Below are 19,166 nucleotides of genomic sequence, written 5' to 3'. Positions count from 1 at the left end.
CTTCAGGCATCACGCTCTTTCGGTACGTCCCGTCACAGGTACCCGAAGGGTTCGTACGAAGTTTTCCAGACGAGGTTCCCTTCAGTTGTGAGTGACACACCGAGATAGGTCGGACGATCCACTGCAACCGATTGGCTTTCAGCCACCCCCCGCTTGCTCAACACGACCTCCACGACGACCGGGGTATGTGCGACGTCGACTTCCACAGCCGCCGCATACCCGGTTTGTCGACGCGTCGTGAGGTCGGCACTGACCAACGCTTCCCGGGCATCCACCGACACACGCACCTCGTCATGGTGAAAGCCTTCTTGTAGAGCGATGTGCAGCAACACGAGCCACCTCGCCGGAAAGATTGAGCAATCAAGATTGACCGGGAGAGAAGTTCCCTTACGCGGCTGTCCTTCCTGTCAAAAGCAAACGGTATACCGGGTGCGGCGGCTGCTCATGCAGCGATCAGCAAATAAAAACAAGTATTTAGAACCTCGCGAAATGTTTTGCGGCGATCAGCAGGGTGACGGGGGGCACGAACGCGCGACGCAGACTTCACGTGAATCTTGAGAGGAACCAGGGGGCGTTCTCGTATCCGATACGATACGAGGGCGGTATCTGATGCGATACAAACCGTCATCGCAACGCGGCCCCTCTTCGCCCTGGCTTGCAATTGGTGCTCTCCGATGATGCGCGAGCGTGCAGCTTCTCGCCCTGAATGCGCCCGGCGTCCTGCCATCCCTTGAGCATGACTCATTGTGCATTGAACATTCCGTGACGAATCTCCCGCCGCATCATTCAGGCACGCTTGCCTGGGCACTCCGCATCACTCGCCCGAACTGGAACTCCTGCCCGAGAAGCCCCTCCTCTACTAGGCCCTCCGGAAGATTGACTTCGCCCCGGCAGGTCGGTACGATCACCTTCGACAGCTAGGGGTGCCATCCGGCTGAGAGTCCGACTTGCTCGGGCGACCCTCACAACCTGACCTGGGTAATACCAGCGTAGGGAAGCGACCGGTTGACTGGCTTCGTGATCGATTCAAGCCGCACCCTCGCTGGATGCGGCTTTTTTTATTTCGGCTGTCAGACGCTCACCTCCGACGAAAGGATGTCCGCTATGAGCGAGGCCCATACACAGAACGGTTCCAGCAACGGTCATGGCTCCAAGCCCTCGACCGCGCGCCTCACCACGACCCCTTTTGCGGCTTCGCGCAAGGTGCATGTTGACGGCGCGCTCCCGGGGGTCCGGGTCCCGATGCGCGAAATCAGCCTGACCCCCACGCAGTCAGCCAACGGCCAGGGCTCTACGCCCAACCAGCCGATCACGATTTACGACACCTCCGGTCCTTATACCGATCCGAACGTGACGATCGATGTGCGCGCCGGCCTGCCGCCCTTGCGCCGAGCCTGGATCGAGAGTCGCCGGGATACGGAAGAACTTTCGCAGGTCACGTCCCAGTACGGGCGTCAGCGAGCCGCGGACCCGAAATTGGCCGACCTCCGGTTTACGCATATTCGCAAGCCGCTCCGCGCCAAAGCCGGACACAACGTCAGCCAGATGCACTATGCCAAGAAGGGCATCATCACGCCGGAAATGGAATTCATCGCGATCCGGGAGAATCAGTCCCGCGCAAGGGCCAAAGAACTCCTGGCCTCGACCAACGGCCATGGCGGCGGCGTGTTGCAGCATCCCGGCCAAGCCTGGGGCGCGCGTATTCCAAACATCATCACCCCCGAATTCGTGCGCGACGAAGTGGCCCGCGGACGCGCGATTATCCCGAACAACATCAACCACCCGGAAACCGAGCCGATGATCATCGGCCGGAACTTCCTCGTGAAGATCAATTCCAACATCGGCAATTCCGCGGTCGCCTCCTCGATCGAGGAAGAAGTCGAAAAGATGATCTGGTCGATCCGTTGGGGCGCCGACACCGTGATGGACCTCTCGACCGGCAAAAACATTCACGAGACACGCGAGTGGATCATCCGCAACTCGCCCGTACCGATCGGCACGGTGCCGATCTATCAGGCACTCGAAAAGGTCAACGGCAAGGCCGAAGACCTGACCTGGGAAATTTTCCGGGATACGCTGATCGAGCAGGCCGAACAAGGTGTGGACTACTTCACGATCCACGCCGGAGTCCTGCTGCGTTATGTGCCGATGACAGCGAAACGCATGACCGGCATCGTCTCGCGCGGCGGCTCGATCCACGCCAAATGGTGCCTCTCGCATCACCAGGAAAACTTCGCTTATACGCACTTCGAAGAGATCTGCGAAATCATGAAGGCCTACGATGTGGCCTTCAGCCTAGGCGATGGCTTACGGCCCGGTTCGATTGCCGATGCCAACGACGAGGCGCAATTTGCCGAATTGGAGACCTTGGGCGAACTCACCAAGATCGCGCGGAACCATGATGTCCAGGTGATGATCGAAGGTCCCGGCCATGTGCCGATGCATATGATTCAAGAGAACATGGAGAAGCAGCTGAAGGAATGCCAGGAGGCGCCGTTCTACACGCTGGGGCCGCTCACGACGGACATCGCTCCCGGTTATGACCACATCACCTCCGGCATCGGCGCCGCGATGATCGGCTGGTATGGTTGCGCGATGCTCTGTTATGTCACGCCGAAAGAACACCTCGGTCTGCCGACCAAGGAGGATGTAAAGGTCGGCGTCGTGACGTACAAGATTGCCGCCCACGCCGCGGACCTGGCCAAAGGCCATCCGGGTGCCCAAGCGCGTGACAACGCCTTATCAAAAGCGCGCTTTGAGTTCCGCTGGGAAGATCAATTCAACCTGTCGCTGGACCCGGACACCGCCCGCTCGTATCACGATGCGACGCTGCCGGACAATGCCGCGAAGGTCGCGCATTTCTGCAGCATGTGCGGACCGCATTTCTGTTCGATGAAGATCACGCAGGACGTCCGCGACTATGCGGCACAGAAACAGCTGGAGGAGCAGCAGGCCATCCAGATCGGCATGAAAGAAAAATCAGAAGAATTCAAAAAGGCCGGTTCAGAAATCTATCTATAAGGCGGATCAACATGGCTATCCGGCAAGGCCACAGGCGAACTCAAACCGGAGGCGTACCCTCCGGGGTACGTTGAGGATTGGATGGAGCCGAGAACGAAGCCGGGAATCATGTTCAGCATCCGCTGAGAGGGAAGGTAGCATGGGAAAGCCGAAGCCGGCGCCATTACGCGAGCGCGATATCACCCGCCAGATTGCGCGGGAGTACTATAAAGAGTTCGATCAGCTGATCGAGAGCGACGTTATCATCGTCGGCGCCGGGCCCTCCGGCCTCATTTGCGCCCACGATCTCGGCCGGATGGGCATCAAGACCCTCATCGTAGAGCAGAGCCTGGCCCTCGGCGGCGGCTTCTGGTCCGGCGGGTATTTGATGAACAAAGCCACCATCTGCGCCCCCGCGCATAAGATTCTCAAAGAAGTGGGCGTGCCTTGCAAGCAGATCAAGGAATGCCCCGGCATGTACATGGTCGATCCTCCGCATGCCACCGGGGCGCTGATTGCCGCCGCCTACAACGCCGGCGCGAAGATCATGAACCTGACGCGGGTCGTCGATCTGATCCTGCGCCGCGAAGGCGTGCTTGAAGGCGTCGTCGTCAACAGCACCACCGCCGAAATGGCGGGCCACGATATTATCCATGTCGATCCGATCGCCTTGGAGAGTAAAATCGTGGTCGATGCCACCGGACATGATGCCGTCGTCGTCAATCTCCTGCACAAGCGCGGGCTCTACCAGCAGGTTCCGGGCAACGGCGCGATGTGGGTGTCGCGGTCGGAAGAAGAAGTGATGGACCGGACCGGGGAAGTCTCTCCCAATTGTTTCGTGATCGGGTTGGCCGTCGCGGCCGTGTTCGGCACACCACGAATGGGCCCGGCCTTCGGATCGATGTTGCTCTCCGGCCGCTATGGCGCGGAGTTAATTCAGAAGAAACTGAAACAAGGCAAGAGCATATAGCTGATAGCGAACGGCTGGTAGCAGGGAACGGACCATCGAACTGCTATGCGCCATACGCCATTGGCTCTTGTGATCACACATGGATGTTCAGGACTTTCTTATACAGGGCGACGGCAGCGAAGAAGACAAGCGCGAAGCCTGGCAGCTGTTCCAGCAAGCCTATGAGCAGCAGATGAAGGGGCAGCTGGAAGAAGCGGTCAGTCTCTACAAGCTGTCGCTCGCGACGCATCAAACCGCCGAGGCCTATACGTTCCTCGGATGGACCTACAGCTTCATGGGTAAGCTGGACGAGGCGATCGATGAATGCCACAAGGCCATCGCCTGCGATCCGCACTTCGGGAATCCCTACAACGACATCGGCGCCTACCTGATCGAAAAGGGTGATCTGGACGAGGCGATTCCCTGGTTTCAAAAAGCCATGCAGGCCAGGCGGTATGAGAGCCCGGCTTTCCCGCATCTGAATCTGGGCCGGGTCTACGAGCGCCAGGGCAAGTGGAGCGAGGCGATCGACTGCTACAAACAGGCGCTCGCCCTCAACCCGGACTACGCTTTGGCCAAGAAGGCTCTGGGTCGGCTCATCAGCTCACTGAATTAGGGATCATAGGACAGGAACCGGATGAGCATCACGATTTTAGTGGCCGTGACCGACATTTTCTTTTACACCAAGGTACGCGATGCCTTGCGGCCGCAGGGCTACACGCTGGAGCGGATCCGCAGCCAGGATGAGGTGGCGGAAAAAACCGCCTCGGATTCTCCTGCTGCCCTGATCCTCAACATGAACGATCTGGCGATCGATGCCTTCCAAGCGCTGGAAACCCTCCGGGCCGATCCCGCGTTGCGCTCGCTCCCCATCCTGGCCTTTGCCAATCACGAAGAAACGGACACCTGGCGCCGCGCCAAGGACCTAGGCGTGACGAAGATCGTCTCCAGAAATGAATTCTCCGCGCGAACCAGAGAGCTGGTTGAAGAAATCATAGCCAACAGCAGTCAGCGATCAGCCGTCCGCTCAGAGATGAACGCTGAAGGCTGAGAGCAGAGAGCAAGAATCCAATGAAACAATCCCGACTCCACGATCAGCACCAACAACTAGGCGCCATTTTCGAGAGCACCGCAGGATGGTCGATGCCGACCCACTATGGTGATCCCGCCGCAGAATATGCCGCCGTCCGCGGCGCCGTCGGGCTGTCCGATCTGTCGCACCGCGGAAAAATCCGGGTGACCGGCGACGATCGCATCAAATGGCTCCAGAGCATCATCAGCAACGACATCCTCCCGCTTCAACCAGGCCAGGGGCGCTACTCCAGCTTCCTGACCCATAAGGGAAAAATGCTCGGCTACTTCCGGGTGTATGTGCAAGCCGATGCCGTGTGGGTCGAAGATGTGGGCGAGGTGGGTGAGGCCACATTTCAGGCGTTGCGAAAGTTCCTGCTCTACGGCACCAAGGCTAAGATGGAGAATTGCGGAGAAAGCTGGGGCTTGCTGCTGGTGAGCGGGCCGAAATCAGCAGAGGCCGTCGCCGCGGCATTCGGTATCGAGGTCCGCGCCCTTCAGCTCTTGCACACCCTCCCCGCCACGATCGGCGGGCAGCAGGGACTGATCCTGCGTACCGAAGAAACTGGCGAACAGGACTTTGAAGTCTTGCTGCCGGCCGATGCGGTCCCCGCCGCCTGGAACCAGCTCATGACATCAGGCGCACTGTTCGGCATCAAGCCCGTCGGCACACAGGCGCGCGAACTGTTGCGCATCGAAGCCGGTCTGCCCAAGGCCGGTCCGGATCTCAACGAAGAGATTGTCCCCCCGGAAGCCAACCTGGAAGGCAAGGCGTTCAGCCTTTCAAAAGGTTGTTACCCGGGACAGGAAGTCGTGGCCAGGATGGATACCTATGGGAATGTGCGCCGGCATCTGGTCGGATTGATCATCCAGGACAACACGGTTCCGCCTGCAGGATCAAAGCTATTCAGCGGAGATCGGGAGGTGGGATGGATCAGCAGCGCTGCCTTCTCGCCACAGCGCAATGCCGTCCTGGCCTTCGGGTTTCCCTTGCGAGACTTTTCTTCCCCTGACACCACACTGACGGTCGAAGTGGCAGGGACGCGCCATCAGGCTACCGTCCATGCCCTTCCATTTCAGAAGCACTCGTAGCAGGATGTTGAAAACGTTCGCCCGTGTCGTTCAGCGCCTCAACGTACCTCTGAAGATACGCGTCAACACTTCACCCGCTGCGGCCTTGCTGGACGGCCGTGTTGACCATCCTTCGGGCCTCGATCACTCGCACCAATAACGACACGTTTTCGAGCGGCAGAGGTGTGTTACTTTTCAGGATTGCGCACGGCCGACACGGCTGACGCAAATCCGAGCAGACTCTTCCGCTCCTCATCATCCAACGCCAACAGCAGATGCGTCTCTTCGGCGTGCATCAGCCGGAGGCTCAAGAAGGGTTCTTCCCGGCGCTTTTCGCGGTTATCCCACATGGCATCGATGACCTGCACCTTATCCAGCTGACCGACGGACACGACATCATAGCGGAAATAGGAATCCCCGATGACGATGTCGAAAATCACGTTGCCGGCCGTGAGCAGCACCAGATTGAACCGTCCCTGATCTTCGTACCCTTCGGGCAGGAACTTATTGATATGACACCGGGCCACTTTGCGATCGCCCAAGGCTGCCTGGAACTTGAGTTGCAAAGCTTCGTAATCGATTTGGAGCGCCTTTTCATCGGCCGTGGTCGCCCCGACCGCCGCGTCCTTTGCCTTTTCAAAAATTTCGGCTGCTGACAACAACCCTGCCATAGTTCCCTACTCCTTCGTTACAAGACGGTCCGATGTTTATTATCTATGGGCGATTTAGAGGCTACGGGCAGCCCGCCTGGCGCGAATCGCCCGGGCGACGCCGACCAGCGCAATGCCGGCCCACGCGAATTCCAGCAGAACAAAACCCACCCGTCGATCTTCAATGGCGACAATTCCCAGCAGCAACGAGCCGAGGATGTTCAGCGCCAGATACCCCGCGTCCAATTCACGCCAGGTGCCGGCCTGAATGAGGCCATAGGCCACGAGCACCATCAGAGCTCCGACCACCGATATGACCTGCATCACCATGCTATGCTCGGGCACTCCTTGCCGGACGCCGCGTGAGAACAGGGTACGGTACCTGGCTGCTGGATCTGATTGCAAGCGGAAACTCCCCATGAAGAAGCGGGCAAGGAAACGCTGATGGGTTGGTGCCGATGTGGTTGAGCATCACTCCAGCGCGGTGCGTCGGCCTGTCTGGCAGGCTGCGCTCGCCGAGCCACCACATTGCATTTCCAGGTCGATCTCCGGCATACTTTGCGACAATCAGGGGGGATACCGATGAGCGGACAGAGCTGTTTAATCGACGGATGTCAGGCGAGAGTGTATGCGCCAGCAGGCACCCATGCCATCTGCAAGGATCACTTTCTCGGCTTCCTCACGTGGAGGCGGCGACGAGGCCCACAGATGTTTCGTAAATATGCCGGCATGACGATGGACGAACGCGATGTGATCGCGGGTGAGTGGCTCCAGACCCTCGGCACCAAAGACCTGCCCCACCCCATTCCCGGCTTGTAAGTCTCTCCGCTTCACCTGCACCTTCCTGTCCTGCACCGGACGGAAGGTCAGGCAATTCAAACCGGTCTCCTGCCTGTCGGTCCTCAGCGTTGGCCTCCCCGACCGGGACGCCTCAGGCCCGAGCCCGTCTCTAGCAGATTTCCCTCCAGCGCCGCTTTAAGTAATTGGGCAGTATTACACGCGCGCAACTTCTTCATCATATTCGAGCGATGAGTATCGGCCGTCTTCATGCTGATATTCAGCTGCTCTGCGATACTTCGATTGGTATGGCCATCCCAGATCAGGCGGAGAATTTCCAACTCACGCGGCGTGAGATCCTCCGGCCTTCGCTTTACGGCGGCCGCTGCAAGAGCGTCGGACGATGGACGATGTGTCGTGAAGACCCCGTCCTCCGTCACCTCTTGGTTCCCTACCCGGCTGTCTTTTTTCTCAGCCAACATCAAGTTCCTCCTTTGCCGTTTCTTTAGTTCCCCCGCGCCAAGGCAGGCTTGGACGTGTCCCAGAGACGTTGCAGGTACCCCAACACCGCAGTAATAGCTTGTGCCCGCGGCTGCCAGGAACCCTGTGCATTCCCGTTGAGCTCAACCCAACACCCATCGACTTTTTGGCGGACGATCAACCGCTCGAACATGCCGTGGGTGGCCGGTTGAATGGCCAGCAGATACTCCTGCTCCTCCCTGTCTTTGAGTAAGAACCCCTTCACCATCATGATCACTCCTCCCTTTGTTCTGCGCATTCAGGACTCTCGACTGCGCGACTCCATCAAAATCCCCAAGGTCTTTGCCCTACGAGACATATCTCCACTAGATCAAGGGCTGTGCCAAGCCACGCCTGAAAGACATTGTTCTATTCAAAACAATATGTTGCGCAATAATTCTGGATTTATGCCCAATGCCATAGGTTGTGCCACAAGAAACAAGAGTGTGCCAGAATCCAAGCGTGAGACAGTATCGTGAGACACTTCTGGCGACAGATCGGCCCGGTGAGGCCGCCATAGCGCAACAGATTCCGGTGATCTTGAGCAGGCGCGGGGAGTGTGCGGAATGCGAATGGGACGAGAGTTTACAGAACCAAAGAGAACGGCAGGGAAACTGGAAGCGCAATCGTCAGGCGACGATCATTCAGCGCAAGCACAACCGTCAAGGGAACGAGTGGAGATATAGGTGAGGTTATTGGTGTACCGGGTAAACCCCTTCTGACGGCCGAACAACCGCAGGAGACAGCCCTCGCCTTTACGTTGTATGAAGAAACTATAGTCGGCGCCGGATGGCGACGAGACGCCGAAGGGACGGGGGCCCAAAGAACCGGTCGCCAACACCTCAGTGGTATTCACGGCCAGGCGATTCGCGACATCACCTTGCTCACGCTCCTCGATGAGGATCGACTGAAGCTGGTCTTTGACCTTTTGCCGACAGGATTCATCCGACCACGTCGTGACCTGAGCGACGGTCGTACAGCCGGTGAGGAAGAAGAGTCCCAGCGCCAACCACCCGGCACCGACCGTCCTTCGAGCTTCGCCGGACATCCGGAGCCTCCGCAGCAATGGGGCTAGCCCATCACCGGCGAGCCATGGTGATGAATCATCAACCACTCGTCGCCGATACGCTCAAAGAGATTGGTCGCGAGGACACGCGTTTCGACCGGCTGGTCGTCTTGACGGCTGGTGAGATGTTCGGTGCAGATGACCCACCCCAGGTCCCCTGCGACCTGAACCTGCACATCCGACAGCTCGAATTTCATGGAGAAGGTATTGTTGAAGATCAGCACCCAGGAATCGCGCACCGCCGGCCAGTCGCTGCGGAGGCTCCAGCCGGGATGAATGCAGGTGACGTATTCGAGATGCGCCCACACTTTGTCCATCTGGAGCATGTCCAGGCTTTCAAAGGCGGCATAAAAGGCGAGATTGGCGCGGGTGATTTCTTCGATACGCTGTTCGACCACGGCTCGCTCCTGCAACGGTGCGGCATTCTACTGCAAACACCCTCGCCGGCGCGAGCCTCATTTCTACTGTGAGGGGGCGGATTCGCGGGGAGCCGCTGCGCCGCCGGGAGTGGGACTTCCCCCGAGAACGCAGGCCGCCGCGAACCCCATCAGCCCGCATGGGTGGCGAGCAGCCCCTCTTCCAGCGCGGTCTTCAAGAGTTGCGCAATGTTGGACACACGCAATTTTTTCATCATATTGGCGCGGTGAGCCTCCGCGGTCTTGATGCTGATATGCAGCCGCTCCGCGATCGTACGATTCGTCAGGCCGGCCCAAACCAACTGCAAGATTTCCTGTTCGCGAGGAGTCAAGTCTTCAGGACGCCGTTTGGCCACCAGGCCTCCGCCCAACGCCTGCGCGATCCCCGGTGTCGAGCCCTGCGCATTCGCCTCACGTTCAACCTGCACAACATTCTGCTGTTCACTCCACATGGTGCTCTCCTTGGTTCTAGTTCTGGCCCTTCATTCCTTCACGAGTCGCGGGCGGAAATCCCGATGAGATCGGCGACAACCCTTGCAGGTATGTCAACACCGCTCCGACTGCCCTCGTTCGATCCGTCCAGGTTCGGTGCGGCACTCGCGACATATCGATCCAAGATCCGTCAATCTGTTCTTTTACATCAGGCTGATCGAAGGGTCCGAGGGACGAGGGCTGAATCGTCACCAACACTTCCTGCTCCGCATCGTATGAGAGTAAAAATCCTGCGACATCCATATGCGTCCCCTCTTTGGCCTCTCCCCGTCGTTCGACCCGTTATGGCCGGTGGTAACTCGCTCTCATGCCTCTTCTCATATCAAGGATCGTGCCATCAAAGACGGCGGGTGAAGCATCAAGCAATACTAGGCACTTGCGCTGATTGATAGAAAATCCATCCATTTCGCGCGTCAAGGACATGGCGCAATGCGTTGTGCCAGACCTGTGTCATGTTGCCTCGTTGCACAGTTTCAGCACCTGCACACGCGGGTGCGGCTACGCTGAATCTGATACGCGCGAAATGGCTCGTCAGGCGAAGAAAGTAGGAAATGGTGGATTCAGAGGAAAGATCTATCTGACGCGGAGGTACAGGTCCCCGCATTTAGATCGTAATCGAGGCGGATTCACTGAAGGGGTGCATCTCCCCCATCACCCGGTGCGGATACATCGTATTCAGCCAGGCGGCGATAGAAAGTTCGTCGGCTCATCCCTAACAACCGTGCGGCTTCCGAGCGGTTGCCGCCCGTTTGCTGCAGCGCCCCGACCATGCGAGTCCGTTCGTCCTGGCGCTGAAGCGGCACATAGGTCGCCGCCGGCTCCGGATTCCGGACCTCCGGCGGAAGATCCTCCACCCGTACGACGGTCCCCTTGCAATGAATCAGGGCCGACTCCACCGCACTCTTGAGTTCTCGCACATTACCGGGCCACGAATGGCTGATGAGGACCTGCAAGGCTTCCGGACTCACTTGTAACACAGGCTTCTCCATCACGGACCGGAACTGTCCGAGAAAGGCATGGACCAGTAACGGAATGTCGGTGGGCCGCTCACGAAGCGGGGCGAGTTGGAGTCGCGCCACCTTGATGCGATACAGCAGGTCCCGTCTGAACGTGCCTTTTTCGACATCTTCGACGAGGTTATGGTGTGTCGCCACCACCACCCGCACATCCACCTTGCGCGGCTTCGATTCTCCCAACCGGGTCACTTCACGTTCTTGCAGCACACGCAGGAGGCTCGTCTGCACGGCGGGAGAAATATCCCCGATCTCATCCAGAAATATGGTGCCCCCCTGCGCGGCCTCGAACACACCCTCCTGATTGTCGATCGCGCCTGTGAAGGCCCCCTTCTTATGACCGAAGAGCTGGCTGCCCAGAATGGAGTCGGTGAACCCGGCGCAATTGACGGCGAGAAAGGTATGAGGTGCGCGGCGGCTGGAGAGATGAATTGCGCGGGCCACCAATTCCTTTCCCGTGCCGGTTTCGCCTTCGATCAGCACGGTCGCATCGACGGCCGCGATCTTCTGGATCTCTTCGTAGAGCACCACCATCGCGGGACTCCGGCCGATCAGGTCATGGAACTTGCCGTGATCGGCCAACTGCGACTGCAAGGCCTGCGCTTGATCTTCCGCCGCGAAGCGCCGTCGCACACTCTCCACCCACTGCTCCGCGATCGTCAGCCGCAGCTTCAAGAACTCCACACCGACGGGCTTCACCAGATAGTCGTTGACCCCTGCCTGGAGCGCCGTACGCAAGGATTCCGGAGAATCATGTCCGGTGATCATGACAATGACACAGCGGTCGCCGCCGGGACTCGATCGGATGGTCCGACACACCTGCAGTCCGTCCATTCCGCCCCCTCGCAACTCCCAATCGAGTAACACGAGTTCATAGGGTCGCCGACTGTAGGCCTCCCAGGCGGACTCACCATCGGCACAGCCCGTGACGTCATGTCCCCGCGCCTCAATGACCTGTTCGAACAGGCGCCGGATATCGATGTGGTCTTCCACCAGCAAGACACGCATGGCTTGGATACTCCTTACACATAGACCAGTTGCAGCCGCTCCAGAAAACGGGTGAGCCTGTGGAGCGCCTCGCGAACGCACGCGCCGTCCTTCTGGCCCGCCGCCGTTTCCAACGCGCGCCCGTACGCGCTGATGGCTTCGAGACCATAGGTCCCCCCGGCCCCCTTGAGCCCATGCCTGATCTCGCGAATCGTCTCAAAATCTCCTCGATCGATTGCGTCTGCAATCTGGACAAGTTCCTGTCGTCGATGCTCCAGGAACCCCGGCATCAGGGATTCAAACTCTCCGCTCACCTGCAACACGACGGATTCGGACGACGCATCCGACGACGACGGCGCGACCGGATCGGAAGTTTGAAAATACAGTTGCACGGCTTCCAGCAGGCGAGCCTTACGGATAGGTTTCGTCAAATGCGCCGTACACCCCGCCTCCAGACTCCGTTGGACTTCACTCTGCAACGCATTGGCCGTCAGCGCCAGAATCGGAACCGGACTCCGGCCTTGCGCCTGCTCCCACGACCGAATCGCCCTCGTCGCGGCATACCCATCCAATACGGGCATTTGAATGTCCATTAGCACCAGATCGTACGAGCCCCGCTGGAACATCTCGACGGCAAGTTGGCCGTTGGCCGCCGTCTCAACCCGATGGGGGGTCGATTTGAAATAAAACTCCATCATACGGCGGTTGTCGACAAAATCCTCGGCCAGGAGAATCTTCAGCCCCGGCATGTCCCCGGTCGACTCCGGCGGCTGAGGCGACAGCGCATGGCTCTCAGCCAACGCCACCTTGCCGATCACCGCCATCATGCCGTTGAACAAATCCGATCGTCGAAACGGTTTCGTGAGATAGCGCACCACTCCGCACTCGCGGGCCCGCGCCTGGTCACCGGCGCGCCGCTCGGAGGTCAGCATGATCATGGATACTCCCGCCAGGCCCGGGGTACGGGCAATTGTCTCCGCGACCTGCCACCCGCTGAGTTTCGGCATGCGCACATCCAGGATCACCAACCGATACGGCACACCGGCTTTCGACGCCCGACGTAGCTCGAACAGCGCCTCCTCGCCTCCCGGGACCTCGGCCGCTGGAATACCCCATCCTGCCAGCGTTTCCCGCACAATCAGGCGGTTGGTCGCGTTGTCGTCCACGATGAGGGTCCGCAAGCTCGCCAGTTGCTCCCACTGCGCCGGCGGGACCGCCGGCACCGGCTGGACATGCACGGCGAACTTGGCGGTGAAGCTGAACGTACTCCCCCTGCCCAGTTCGCTGTCCACCCACATCTTGCCGCCCATCCGCTCAACCAGTCGTCGGGAAATCGTCAACCCGAGCCCGGTGCCGCTGTATGGCCTGGTCGTTGAGGAATCCACCTGGGTAAATCGCTCGAAGATGGCAGCCAACTTGTCTGTGGGAATTCCAATGCCGGTATCCCGCACCGTAAACAGAATGGTCCCCGGGCCGTCCGCCTGCGGATCCCGTTCCACGCGCAACACCACTTCGCCTTCATCAGTGAACTTGATGGCATTGCCCAGCAGGTTGAGCAACACTTGCCGCAGACGATTCGGGTCGCCCACCAGCGACGTCGGCACATCCGGCTGAATCTGGTAGGCCAACTCCAGGTTTTTCTCGCTGGCGCGCACGGCAACCAGTTCAGCCGCCCGTTGCACCAGGTCGTTGAGATCGAAGTCCACCACATCCAGATCCAAGTGGCCGGCTTCGATTTTTGACAGATCCAGCACATCGTTGATCAGGCTGAGCAGGTTGCTCCCGGCATCGCGAAAAATCTGCACATATTCCCGCTGATCCTCGTTCAAGGGGGTTTCCGATAACAGATCCGCCATGCCGACGATTGCGTTCATCGGCGTCCGGATCTCGTGGCTCATGGTCGCCAGGAAGTCGCTCTTCGCCCGGTTTGCGAACTCGGCCGCCTCCTTCGCCGTCATGAGCGCATTTTCAGCCTCCAGCCGTTGCTTCGCTTCGTAGGCCAGGGTCACCAGGTTCCCGACGGACGTGGCGAACTGCACTTCTTCTCGCGTCCATTCGCGCGGCAGGCCGACCCGCTCATGACAGACCACGCCGGCCAATCGACCGCCGAAGAAAATGGGCACGTCCAGCAACGAGGCGATCCCGAGAGCCCCGAGATAGGGCTGTACCAATTCGCCCGTGCGTGAATCAGCCGCGACATCATGCGCATCGACCACTTGCTCCTGGAGCAATTCGGCGAAGTAGCGAGGGTACTCGGCCACATTCAATCGTTGTCCCCGTGAATGCCGCGCCTGACCTTGCTCATACAGCTCCACACAGTCCAGAATCGTTCCGGTTCGATCCAGCAACCAGACACTCGCCCGATCCACCCCCAGCACCAGCGCCGACGTCTGCATCAGTTCTTCCAGCGCCAACTGCCAGTCCCCCGACCCGATATGCTGGCTTTTTGTCAGCCGCATCAAGGCATGTTGGTGCGCCTGCAGCACCGATTGACTACGACGCAACGCTGCCTCCGCTTCCGTGCGTCTCGTGATATCCAGCACGAGGGTGAGCACGCAGGTCTCCCGGCCGATGCACACCGGCTCGACATTGAACAGCCCATGCCGCACTTCGCCGGATTTCGTGCGGAACTCTTTTTCCAGATGTCGCAGAAATCCGTCGCGCGTCAAGATCTCAGCCAAGTGCCGGCGATCCTCCGGATTCACCCAGATTCCGATATCCAGCGAGGACATGCCGATCAGCTCTTCGCGGGAGAATCCGGACACCCGCACGAACGCCTCATTCACGTCCAGCACCCGGCCGTCCTCAAGCCGGCTGATCGCCATCCCGGCCGGACTGCTGTGAAACGCCTTGGAAAAGCGCTCCTCGCTTTCGCGCAACGCCTGCTCGACACCTTTCCGCTCGGTGATGTCCCGGGCCACCACTTGAAAGCCGCTGACGACGTCCCCCTCCAGTAACAGCTGCGTATGCTGCCCCAACCACACTTCCCGGCCGTCCTTGGTGGCCACCGGCACCTCATAGACGGTGCGAGGCGTTTTGCGGACAAACTGGCGGCCATAGAACCGCTCGGCTTGCGAACGGCACTGCGGCAGAACGATCTCTAAGTAGTGCCGACCGAGCAACTCCTCCGGGAGATAGCCCAGGACACGAAGCGAAGTCGGGTTACAGTAGATGAACCTCCCCGCGGCATCGGTCCGATAGATGATATCGCCGGCCTGTTCCACCAATGTGCGGTATCGGTCTTCGCTTTCCCGTCTCGCCTCCTCAGCCTGTGTTCTCGCCGTGACATCCAGATGAATGCCGGTCATCCGGACCATCCGCCCCTGCTCATCACACACTCCCGCGCCCAGCGAAGAGATCCAGCGATAGGACCCGTCGTGATGCCGGAGGCGGTGGTCCAGACGATACTGTTTGGTATATCCCTCCTGAAACAACCTGACCGTCGCCAGCGCCCGCGCGCGGTCGTCAGGGTGAAGACGCGCCTGCCAGTCGGCGACCGTCGCACCGATTTCAGCTTCGGTACATCCAAGCTGGCTTTTCCAGCGCGGGGAATAGTAGGCGGTGTGTTCCTGCAGATCCCACTCCCACACCCCAACATCCGCACCTTCCGCGGCCAGTTCGAACCGCTCCCGACTCTCGCGCAATTCGGCTTCGATCCGCCGTTGCTCAACCAATTGAGCCGTCAGCCGGTCGTTGGCGGAAACCAGATTCTTCGTCTGCTCCGCCACTCGCAGCTCCAGGCGACTATTGGCGGCACGCAATGCGTCCTCGGCTTCACGCCGCTGCGACAGCAGGTAGGCGGCCCCCCAAATCACGACGGTACCCAGAGCACGGCTGAACATCACCGTCGTCACATCGACACCGGGAGGCGCGAGCCACAATCCTCCGGCAAGTAAGACCGTGCATACCGAGGCATATCGCAGGGGAGCCGCAGGCGGGTCGAGTCGCGAACTCAGCCAGAGCGGGAACAGGTACAAAAGCCACATCCCATGCCCCAGCGGAATCGCCGCATCCAACACGAAGACTCCCGCAGTCACCAGGCAAATCGCAGCCAGCATCCTTAGAATCGTCTCCTCAGAACTCCGCACGAATAAGCGATTCGCAAGTCGGTCTCCCCCAAATCCATCGGTAAGATACGCCCATGATTCACTGAGGTAAACCCCGGCAATCGGCCCTAGTACGGCCCTACTCCGTGGAGCAGTGATCAGAAGAGGTTGAAAGAGAAACCGTCACGTTCCCGGCAGACTGGCACGCGACCACATCATGTGAGACAAGGAGAAGGAGGGGGGTATGAGTCGGTCGACTCCTGCATGCGGCTCCGGATCACGGAGGGGACTTGCCTGACAGCCCGATGTAATGGGACGGAACTACGATTTGAGGAGATAGGGCTCCCAGAAGGTGCGATCGTACCGCGGCCAGGCATGGCAGCCGAAAGGGAGTCGCCGATTGTTGAGTTCAAAACAACGCCCGGGAACAACCTCGAAGGCGAACCGAAGTCCCATGTCGAACGAGGCGACCTTGAACTGATCGTCATATCGCACCGCCTCATCGGACCAGAAATGATCTTCATTTTTGGTTCCATCGGGACGTAGATGCCATTGCGCGACCTGTCGCTTCACCCCATTGAACCGTTTGATATATTTGAACCACTTCCTTGGCAGATACACCCCCCGCACGTACCAGGGCGTCCCGGACACGACTCGCTGCCAATACACTTCAGGATGGATCCAATACTGTTCCGACGAGAGCACGCGCAGAAAACTCGAGACTTTTCGAAGAGACAACCCGCCGTTTCCGACCCGTGGCGTCCCCACCCACGGGCTGTCGGCACATTGCACCCATGGTGCGCCGATATAGTCGACATCCGTGGCGCACCATTCCAACAACTGATCCGAAAACACCAGGGCATCGAGCTGATAAATGAGGATATAGCGATACTTCCGGAACGACTCGTAAAAGGCAGGCGACAGCATCAGTTTCCCATTTGCAATCGCACTCCCGAAATAGCCGTCGTCGAACCGTTGAATCTGATAGCCCGGCCGCTCAATCTCCAGACTCCGCGGCACCACCAGAAATTTGTCGTACCGGCCGAGAAAATGTTCCAGATGGCGAAACGAGACTTCTTCATCCCGGGTAAAGTGTGCTCTGTTGTAAGCAGGCACCACCACCGCGACGCTTCCTCTGTCGAGCACACCGTCCTGCGATATCAGCATCCGCCCTCACCTCGCATGCGTGGTAGTATCAACATCAGCTGCTCCGATCATACCGTGTAGCTCCATCGTGGTCGTGGTCTTGCTGCGCCCCTCTCAGGACCGCCGGGCGACTGATGCATGCGCAGTGACAGGCCGCACCCTGTCCGAGCCAGGCCGCGCGACGGCCCGCACCACATGAATAATCGGTCAGGTTATGCCACTCCGCCGAAGGCCGTAGAATCGAAATCGGCGTCCAGGGAGATTGCAGCGGGTTCGGCTGAGGATTGTCGCACCGCATCCATGGCGCGCTGCACGGCGAGTCCGTCATGAAAAGACGCGTCGATCTCGGCGTTCAAACTTCCGCGAAGACAGGCATCAACAAAACTGTGCATCATGCGGGAAAGACAATGAGGTTGGCCATCTGAGGCCTGGACCGGCAACGGCACGACTTCCCAGCCGGGTTGCGACGGGCGTGAGATTGTCAAGACATCCACCGACCCACGGCTCAATGAAGCCTTCAGGGCTCCCTGTCGCCCGACCAACTCGATGTACGCTTTGTCGCCGGAATTCGGGGTCGCGCGACTCGCAAACAACTGTCCCTGAATCCCACCTCGACAGGTAAACGCCGCCGATGCGATGTCGTCGGTTTCCACATGAGCGAGCACGCCGGTTCTCGCATCGATCCGTTTCCGTGGAACCAGAATGGTATTTCCTGAAACGGCCTCGATCGGCCCGAGCACAAATCCGACAAGGTCAAAGAGGTGGGACCCGACGTCGTACAATACCCCGGCTCCGGCGGAATCGAGGTGTTCGCGAAAACCAATCTTCGAACCAGGTCTCAAGCCATCCCAGGAATCATAGTGCACCGCCACATAATACGGCTCGCCGATCTCCCCGTTCAAAAGCCGGCGCTTCAGTTCCTGCACACCGTACAAGTAGCGATACGTGAACGCGGTCTGGTGAATCTTGCGGCTCTGCTCCGCGGCCCGAAGCATGTCAGCCGCTTCCTCCGTGTTCATCCCGAGGGGTTTTTCACAGAACACGTGCTTCCCGGCAGCAAACGCGGCCTGGGCCTGACGGGCGTGCACTACATTCGGGGTTGCTATCGTGACTGCATCGATGTCAGTCCGTGCGCAGACATCCGCATAGTCGAGCGACACTTCCGGCACACCCAACCGCTGCGCCGCCGCGCGGGTCCGTGCCGAGTCTCGCCCGCAGAGGACCACAACCTCCGCTTCCGGATGCGACTGCACGCCGGGCACATGACAGCTTTCGGCAAACGCTCCGGCCCCGATGACGCCCACTCTTAATTTGGTCATTCCGCCACCTTACAAAAAAATGTCACGACTGACGCGACGGAATCAGATCCCCTCGCGACAGGTCGGCGACAACCGTGTACGGCATGCTCACACAGGATGAGAGCCATGGCAGGCATCTGGGCTCACTGGTTCACTCTAGCGGATTACCGGAGGCGTGTCGAGACTGCTGCTTTATGGGAGTGAGAACTGCGTAGATGAACCGATGACACCGCAAACGCATGCTGTACCTGTTTATGCGGCGGGAAGAAGCTATCCGCCGGCGTGTTTGAGTCGGGCCGATTGCCAACCGACCAACCAGACGCCGGCCAGGATGAGCGCAATGCCCACGATCTCGCGGACGCCGATCGCCTCACCCAATACGAGCGCAGACAGAAGCAGAGCCGATACCGGGATGAGATTCACGAACACGCCGGCCCGCGAAGGACCCACCCCTTGCACCCCGTACAACCAGGCCTGCTGCCCCAATGCCGTGGCGAACACGATCAGATACCCTAAAGCCACCCACCCGGAGACCGGGACCACACTCGCTCCGGTCAACAGCAATTTCTGATCGGTCCACAGCAGAGGAATCTGCAACAAGAGGGACAGCAGCAGCGTTGTCCAGTTGACGGTGAGCGGAGAGAGCCGCTCCATCACCTGGCGAC

General features: G+C 59.4%; 19 protein-coding genes and 1 riboswitch. Of the genes, 5 read left to right on the top strand and 14 right to left on the bottom strand.

Annotation, left to right across the window (positions count from 1 at the left end; all coding sequences use genetic code 11):
* Positions 1 to 32: 32 nt before the first annotated feature.
* A complete protein-coding gene (locus H8K11_08090) occupies positions 33 to 332 on the bottom strand; it encodes a hypothetical protein (protein ID MCS6263705.1) in 300 nt (99 codons plus the stop codon).
* A gap of 577 nt (positions 333 to 909) precedes the next feature.
* Positions 910 to 1,013: riboswitch (TPP riboswitch) on the top strand.
* Positions 1,014 to 1,104: 91 nt separating this feature from the next.
* Between H8K11_08090 and thiC the strand changes: the two genes are divergently transcribed.
* From thiC to H8K11_08065, 5 genes are all read left to right on the top strand, one after another.
* On the top strand, positions 1,105 to 3,021 hold the full coding sequence (gene thiC, locus H8K11_08085; GenBank protein ID MCS6263704.1) for a phosphomethylpyrimidine synthase ThiC: 1,917 nt from the start codon (positions 1,105 to 1,107) through the stop codon (positions 3,019 to 3,021).
* A 139-nt stretch (positions 3,022 to 3,160) separates the two neighbouring features.
* Positions 3,161 to 3,970, top strand: coding sequence for a thiazole biosynthesis protein (locus tag H8K11_08080; GenBank protein ID MCS6263703.1), 810 nt, complete (start codon positions 3,161 to 3,163; stop codon positions 3,968 to 3,970).
* Positions 3,971 to 4,049: 79 nt separating this feature from the next.
* On the top strand, positions 4,050 to 4,565 hold the full coding sequence (locus H8K11_08075) for a tetratricopeptide repeat protein (GenBank protein MCS6263702.1): 516 nt from the start codon (positions 4,050 to 4,052) through the stop codon (positions 4,563 to 4,565).
* 21 nt (positions 4,566 to 4,586) lie between these two features.
* On the top strand, positions 4,587 to 5,000 hold the full coding sequence (locus H8K11_08070) for a histidine kinase (GenBank protein MCS6263701.1): 414 nt from the start codon (positions 4,587 to 4,589) through the stop codon (positions 4,998 to 5,000).
* Between the two features lie 20 nt (positions 5,001 to 5,020).
* Positions 5,021 to 6,112 carry an aminomethyl transferase family protein gene (locus H8K11_08065; protein ID MCS6263700.1) on the top strand — a complete coding sequence of 364 codons (1,092 nt, stop codon included), beginning with the start codon at positions 5,021 to 5,023 and terminating at the stop codon, positions 6,110 to 6,112.
* Between the two features lie 167 nt (positions 6,113 to 6,279).
* Here H8K11_08065 and H8K11_08060 read toward each other — a convergent pair whose 3' ends face one another.
* The 13 genes from H8K11_08060 to H8K11_08000 form a co-directional block, all read right to left on the bottom strand.
* Entirely contained in the window at positions 6,280 to 6,762 is a 483-nt protein-coding gene (locus tag H8K11_08060) for a hypothetical protein (GenBank protein ID MCS6263699.1), read from the bottom strand.
* A gap of 54 nt (positions 6,763 to 6,816) precedes the next feature.
* Positions 6,817 to 7,071 carry a hypothetical protein gene (locus H8K11_08055; protein MCS6263698.1) on the bottom strand — a complete coding sequence of 85 codons (255 nt, stop codon included), beginning with the start codon at positions 7,069 to 7,071 and terminating at the stop codon, positions 6,817 to 6,819.
* 572 nt (positions 7,072 to 7,643) lie between these two features.
* Positions 7,644 to 8,000: a hypothetical protein gene (locus tag H8K11_08050; protein MCS6263697.1), complete on the bottom strand. Its 357-nt coding sequence runs from the start codon at positions 7,998 to 8,000 to the stop codon at positions 7,644 to 7,646.
* Between the two features lie 23 nt (positions 8,001 to 8,023).
* Positions 8,024 to 8,269, bottom strand: a complete 246-nt coding sequence (locus H8K11_08045; protein ID MCS6263696.1) for a hypothetical protein — start codon at positions 8,267 to 8,269, stop codon at positions 8,024 to 8,026.
* A gap of 408 nt (positions 8,270 to 8,677) precedes the next feature.
* Positions 8,678 to 9,085: a hypothetical protein gene (locus H8K11_08040; protein ID MCS6263695.1), complete on the bottom strand. Its 408-nt coding sequence runs from the start codon at positions 9,083 to 9,085 to the stop codon at positions 8,678 to 8,680.
* Between the two features lie 23 nt (positions 9,086 to 9,108).
* Positions 9,109 to 9,501 (bottom strand): nuclear transport factor 2 family protein, encoded by a 393-nt coding sequence (locus H8K11_08035; GenBank protein MCS6263694.1) that lies wholly within the window; start codon positions 9,499 to 9,501, stop codon positions 9,109 to 9,111.
* A gap of 149 nt (positions 9,502 to 9,650) precedes the next feature.
* The gene (locus H8K11_08030) at positions 9,651 to 9,971 is read right to left on the bottom strand and encodes a response regulator transcription factor (protein MCS6263693.1); all 321 of its coding nucleotides are present in this window, start codon (positions 9,969 to 9,971) and stop codon (positions 9,651 to 9,653) included.
* A gap of 16 nt (positions 9,972 to 9,987) precedes the next feature.
* Complete coding sequence (locus H8K11_08025; GenBank protein ID MCS6263692.1) at positions 9,988 to 10,254, bottom strand: hypothetical protein; 267 nt, start codon at positions 10,252 to 10,254, stop codon at positions 9,988 to 9,990.
* A gap of 383 nt (positions 10,255 to 10,637) precedes the next feature.
* Positions 10,638 to 12,032, bottom strand: coding sequence for a sigma-54-dependent Fis family transcriptional regulator (locus H8K11_08020; GenBank protein ID MCS6263691.1), 1,395 nt, complete (start codon positions 12,030 to 12,032; stop codon positions 10,638 to 10,640).
* A gap of 14 nt (positions 12,033 to 12,046) precedes the next feature.
* Positions 12,047 to 16,069 (bottom strand): PAS domain S-box protein, encoded by a 4,023-nt coding sequence (locus tag H8K11_08015; protein MCS6263690.1) that lies wholly within the window; start codon positions 16,067 to 16,069, stop codon positions 12,047 to 12,049.
* 309 nt (positions 16,070 to 16,378) lie between these two features.
* A complete protein-coding gene (locus H8K11_08010; protein ID MCS6263689.1) occupies positions 16,379 to 17,224 on the bottom strand; it encodes a hypothetical protein in 846 nt (281 codons plus the stop codon).
* A 191-nt stretch (positions 17,225 to 17,415) separates the two neighbouring features.
* Entirely contained in the window at positions 17,416 to 18,522 is a 1,107-nt protein-coding gene (locus H8K11_08005; protein ID MCS6263688.1) for a Gfo/Idh/MocA family oxidoreductase, read from the bottom strand.
* Between the two features lie 249 nt (positions 18,523 to 18,771).
* Positions 18,772 to 19,166, bottom strand: a 395-nt coding sequence (locus H8K11_08000) for a DMT family transporter (GenBank protein ID MCS6263687.1), incomplete at its 5' end; no start/stop codon positions are given.

The organism is Nitrospira sp. (genome assembly GCA_024998565.1).
Lineage (GTDB): Bacteria > Nitrospirota > Nitrospiria > Nitrospirales > Nitrospiraceae > Nitrospira_A.
This window is presented reverse-complemented; position numbering and strand designations above follow the sequence as displayed.

What these genes read in the sequence shown, in the direction of transcription:
- thiC (MCS6263704.1), top strand. Translation starts at nt 1,105, where the DNA reads ATGAGCGAGGCCCATACACAGAACGGTTCCAGCAACGGTCATGGCTCC.
- H8K11_08080 (MCS6263703.1), top strand. Translation starts at nt 3,161, where the DNA reads ATGGGAAAGCCGAAGCCGGCGCCATTACGCGAGCGCGATATCACCCGC.
- H8K11_08075 (MCS6263702.1), top strand. Translation starts at nt 4,050, where the DNA reads ATGGATGTTCAGGACTTTCTTATACAGGGCGACGGCAGCGAAGAAGAC.
- H8K11_08070 (MCS6263701.1), top strand. Translation starts at nt 4,587, where the DNA reads ATGAGCATCACGATTTTAGTGGCCGTGACCGACATTTTCTTTTACACC.
- H8K11_08065 (MCS6263700.1), top strand. Translation starts at nt 5,021, where the DNA reads ATGAAACAATCCCGACTCCACGATCAGCACCAACAACTAGGCGCCATT.
- H8K11_08060 (MCS6263699.1), bottom strand. Translation starts at nt 6,762, where the DNA reads ATGGCAGGGTTGTTGTCAGCAGCCGAAATTTTTGAAAAGGCAAAGGAC.
- H8K11_08055 (MCS6263698.1), bottom strand. Translation starts at nt 7,071, where the DNA reads ATGGTGATGCAGGTCATATCGGTGGTCGGAGCTCTGATGGTGCTCGTG.
- H8K11_08050 (MCS6263697.1), bottom strand. Translation starts at nt 8,000, where the DNA reads ATGTTGGCTGAGAAAAAAGACAGCCGGGTAGGGAACCAAGAGGTGACG.
- H8K11_08045 (MCS6263696.1), bottom strand. Translation starts at nt 8,269, where the DNA reads ATGATGGTGAAGGGGTTCTTACTCAAAGACAGGGAGGAGCAGGAGTAT.
- H8K11_08040 (MCS6263695.1), bottom strand. Translation starts at nt 9,085, where the DNA reads ATGTCCGGCGAAGCTCGAAGGACGGTCGGTGCCGGGTGGTTGGCGCTG.
- H8K11_08030 (MCS6263693.1), bottom strand. Translation starts at nt 9,971, where the DNA reads ATGTGGAGTGAACAGCAGAATGTTGTGCAGGTTGAACGTGAGGCGAAT.
- H8K11_08025 (MCS6263692.1), bottom strand. Translation starts at nt 10,254, where the DNA reads ATGGATGTCGCAGGATTTTTACTCTCATACGATGCGGAGCAGGAAGTG.
- H8K11_08020 (MCS6263691.1), bottom strand. Translation starts at nt 12,032, where the DNA reads ATGCGTGTCTTGCTGGTGGAAGACCACATCGATATCCGGCGCCTGTTC.
- H8K11_08015 (MCS6263690.1), bottom strand. Translation starts at nt 16,069, where the DNA reads ATGCTGGCTGCGATTTGCCTGGTGACTGCGGGAGTCTTCGTGTTGGAT.
- H8K11_08010 (MCS6263689.1), bottom strand. Translation starts at nt 17,224, where the DNA reads ATGCTGATATCGCAGGACGGTGTGCTCGACAGAGGAAGCGTCGCGGTG.
- H8K11_08005 (MCS6263688.1), bottom strand. Translation starts at nt 18,522, where the DNA reads ATGACCAAATTAAGAGTGGGCGTCATCGGGGCCGGAGCGTTTGCCGAA.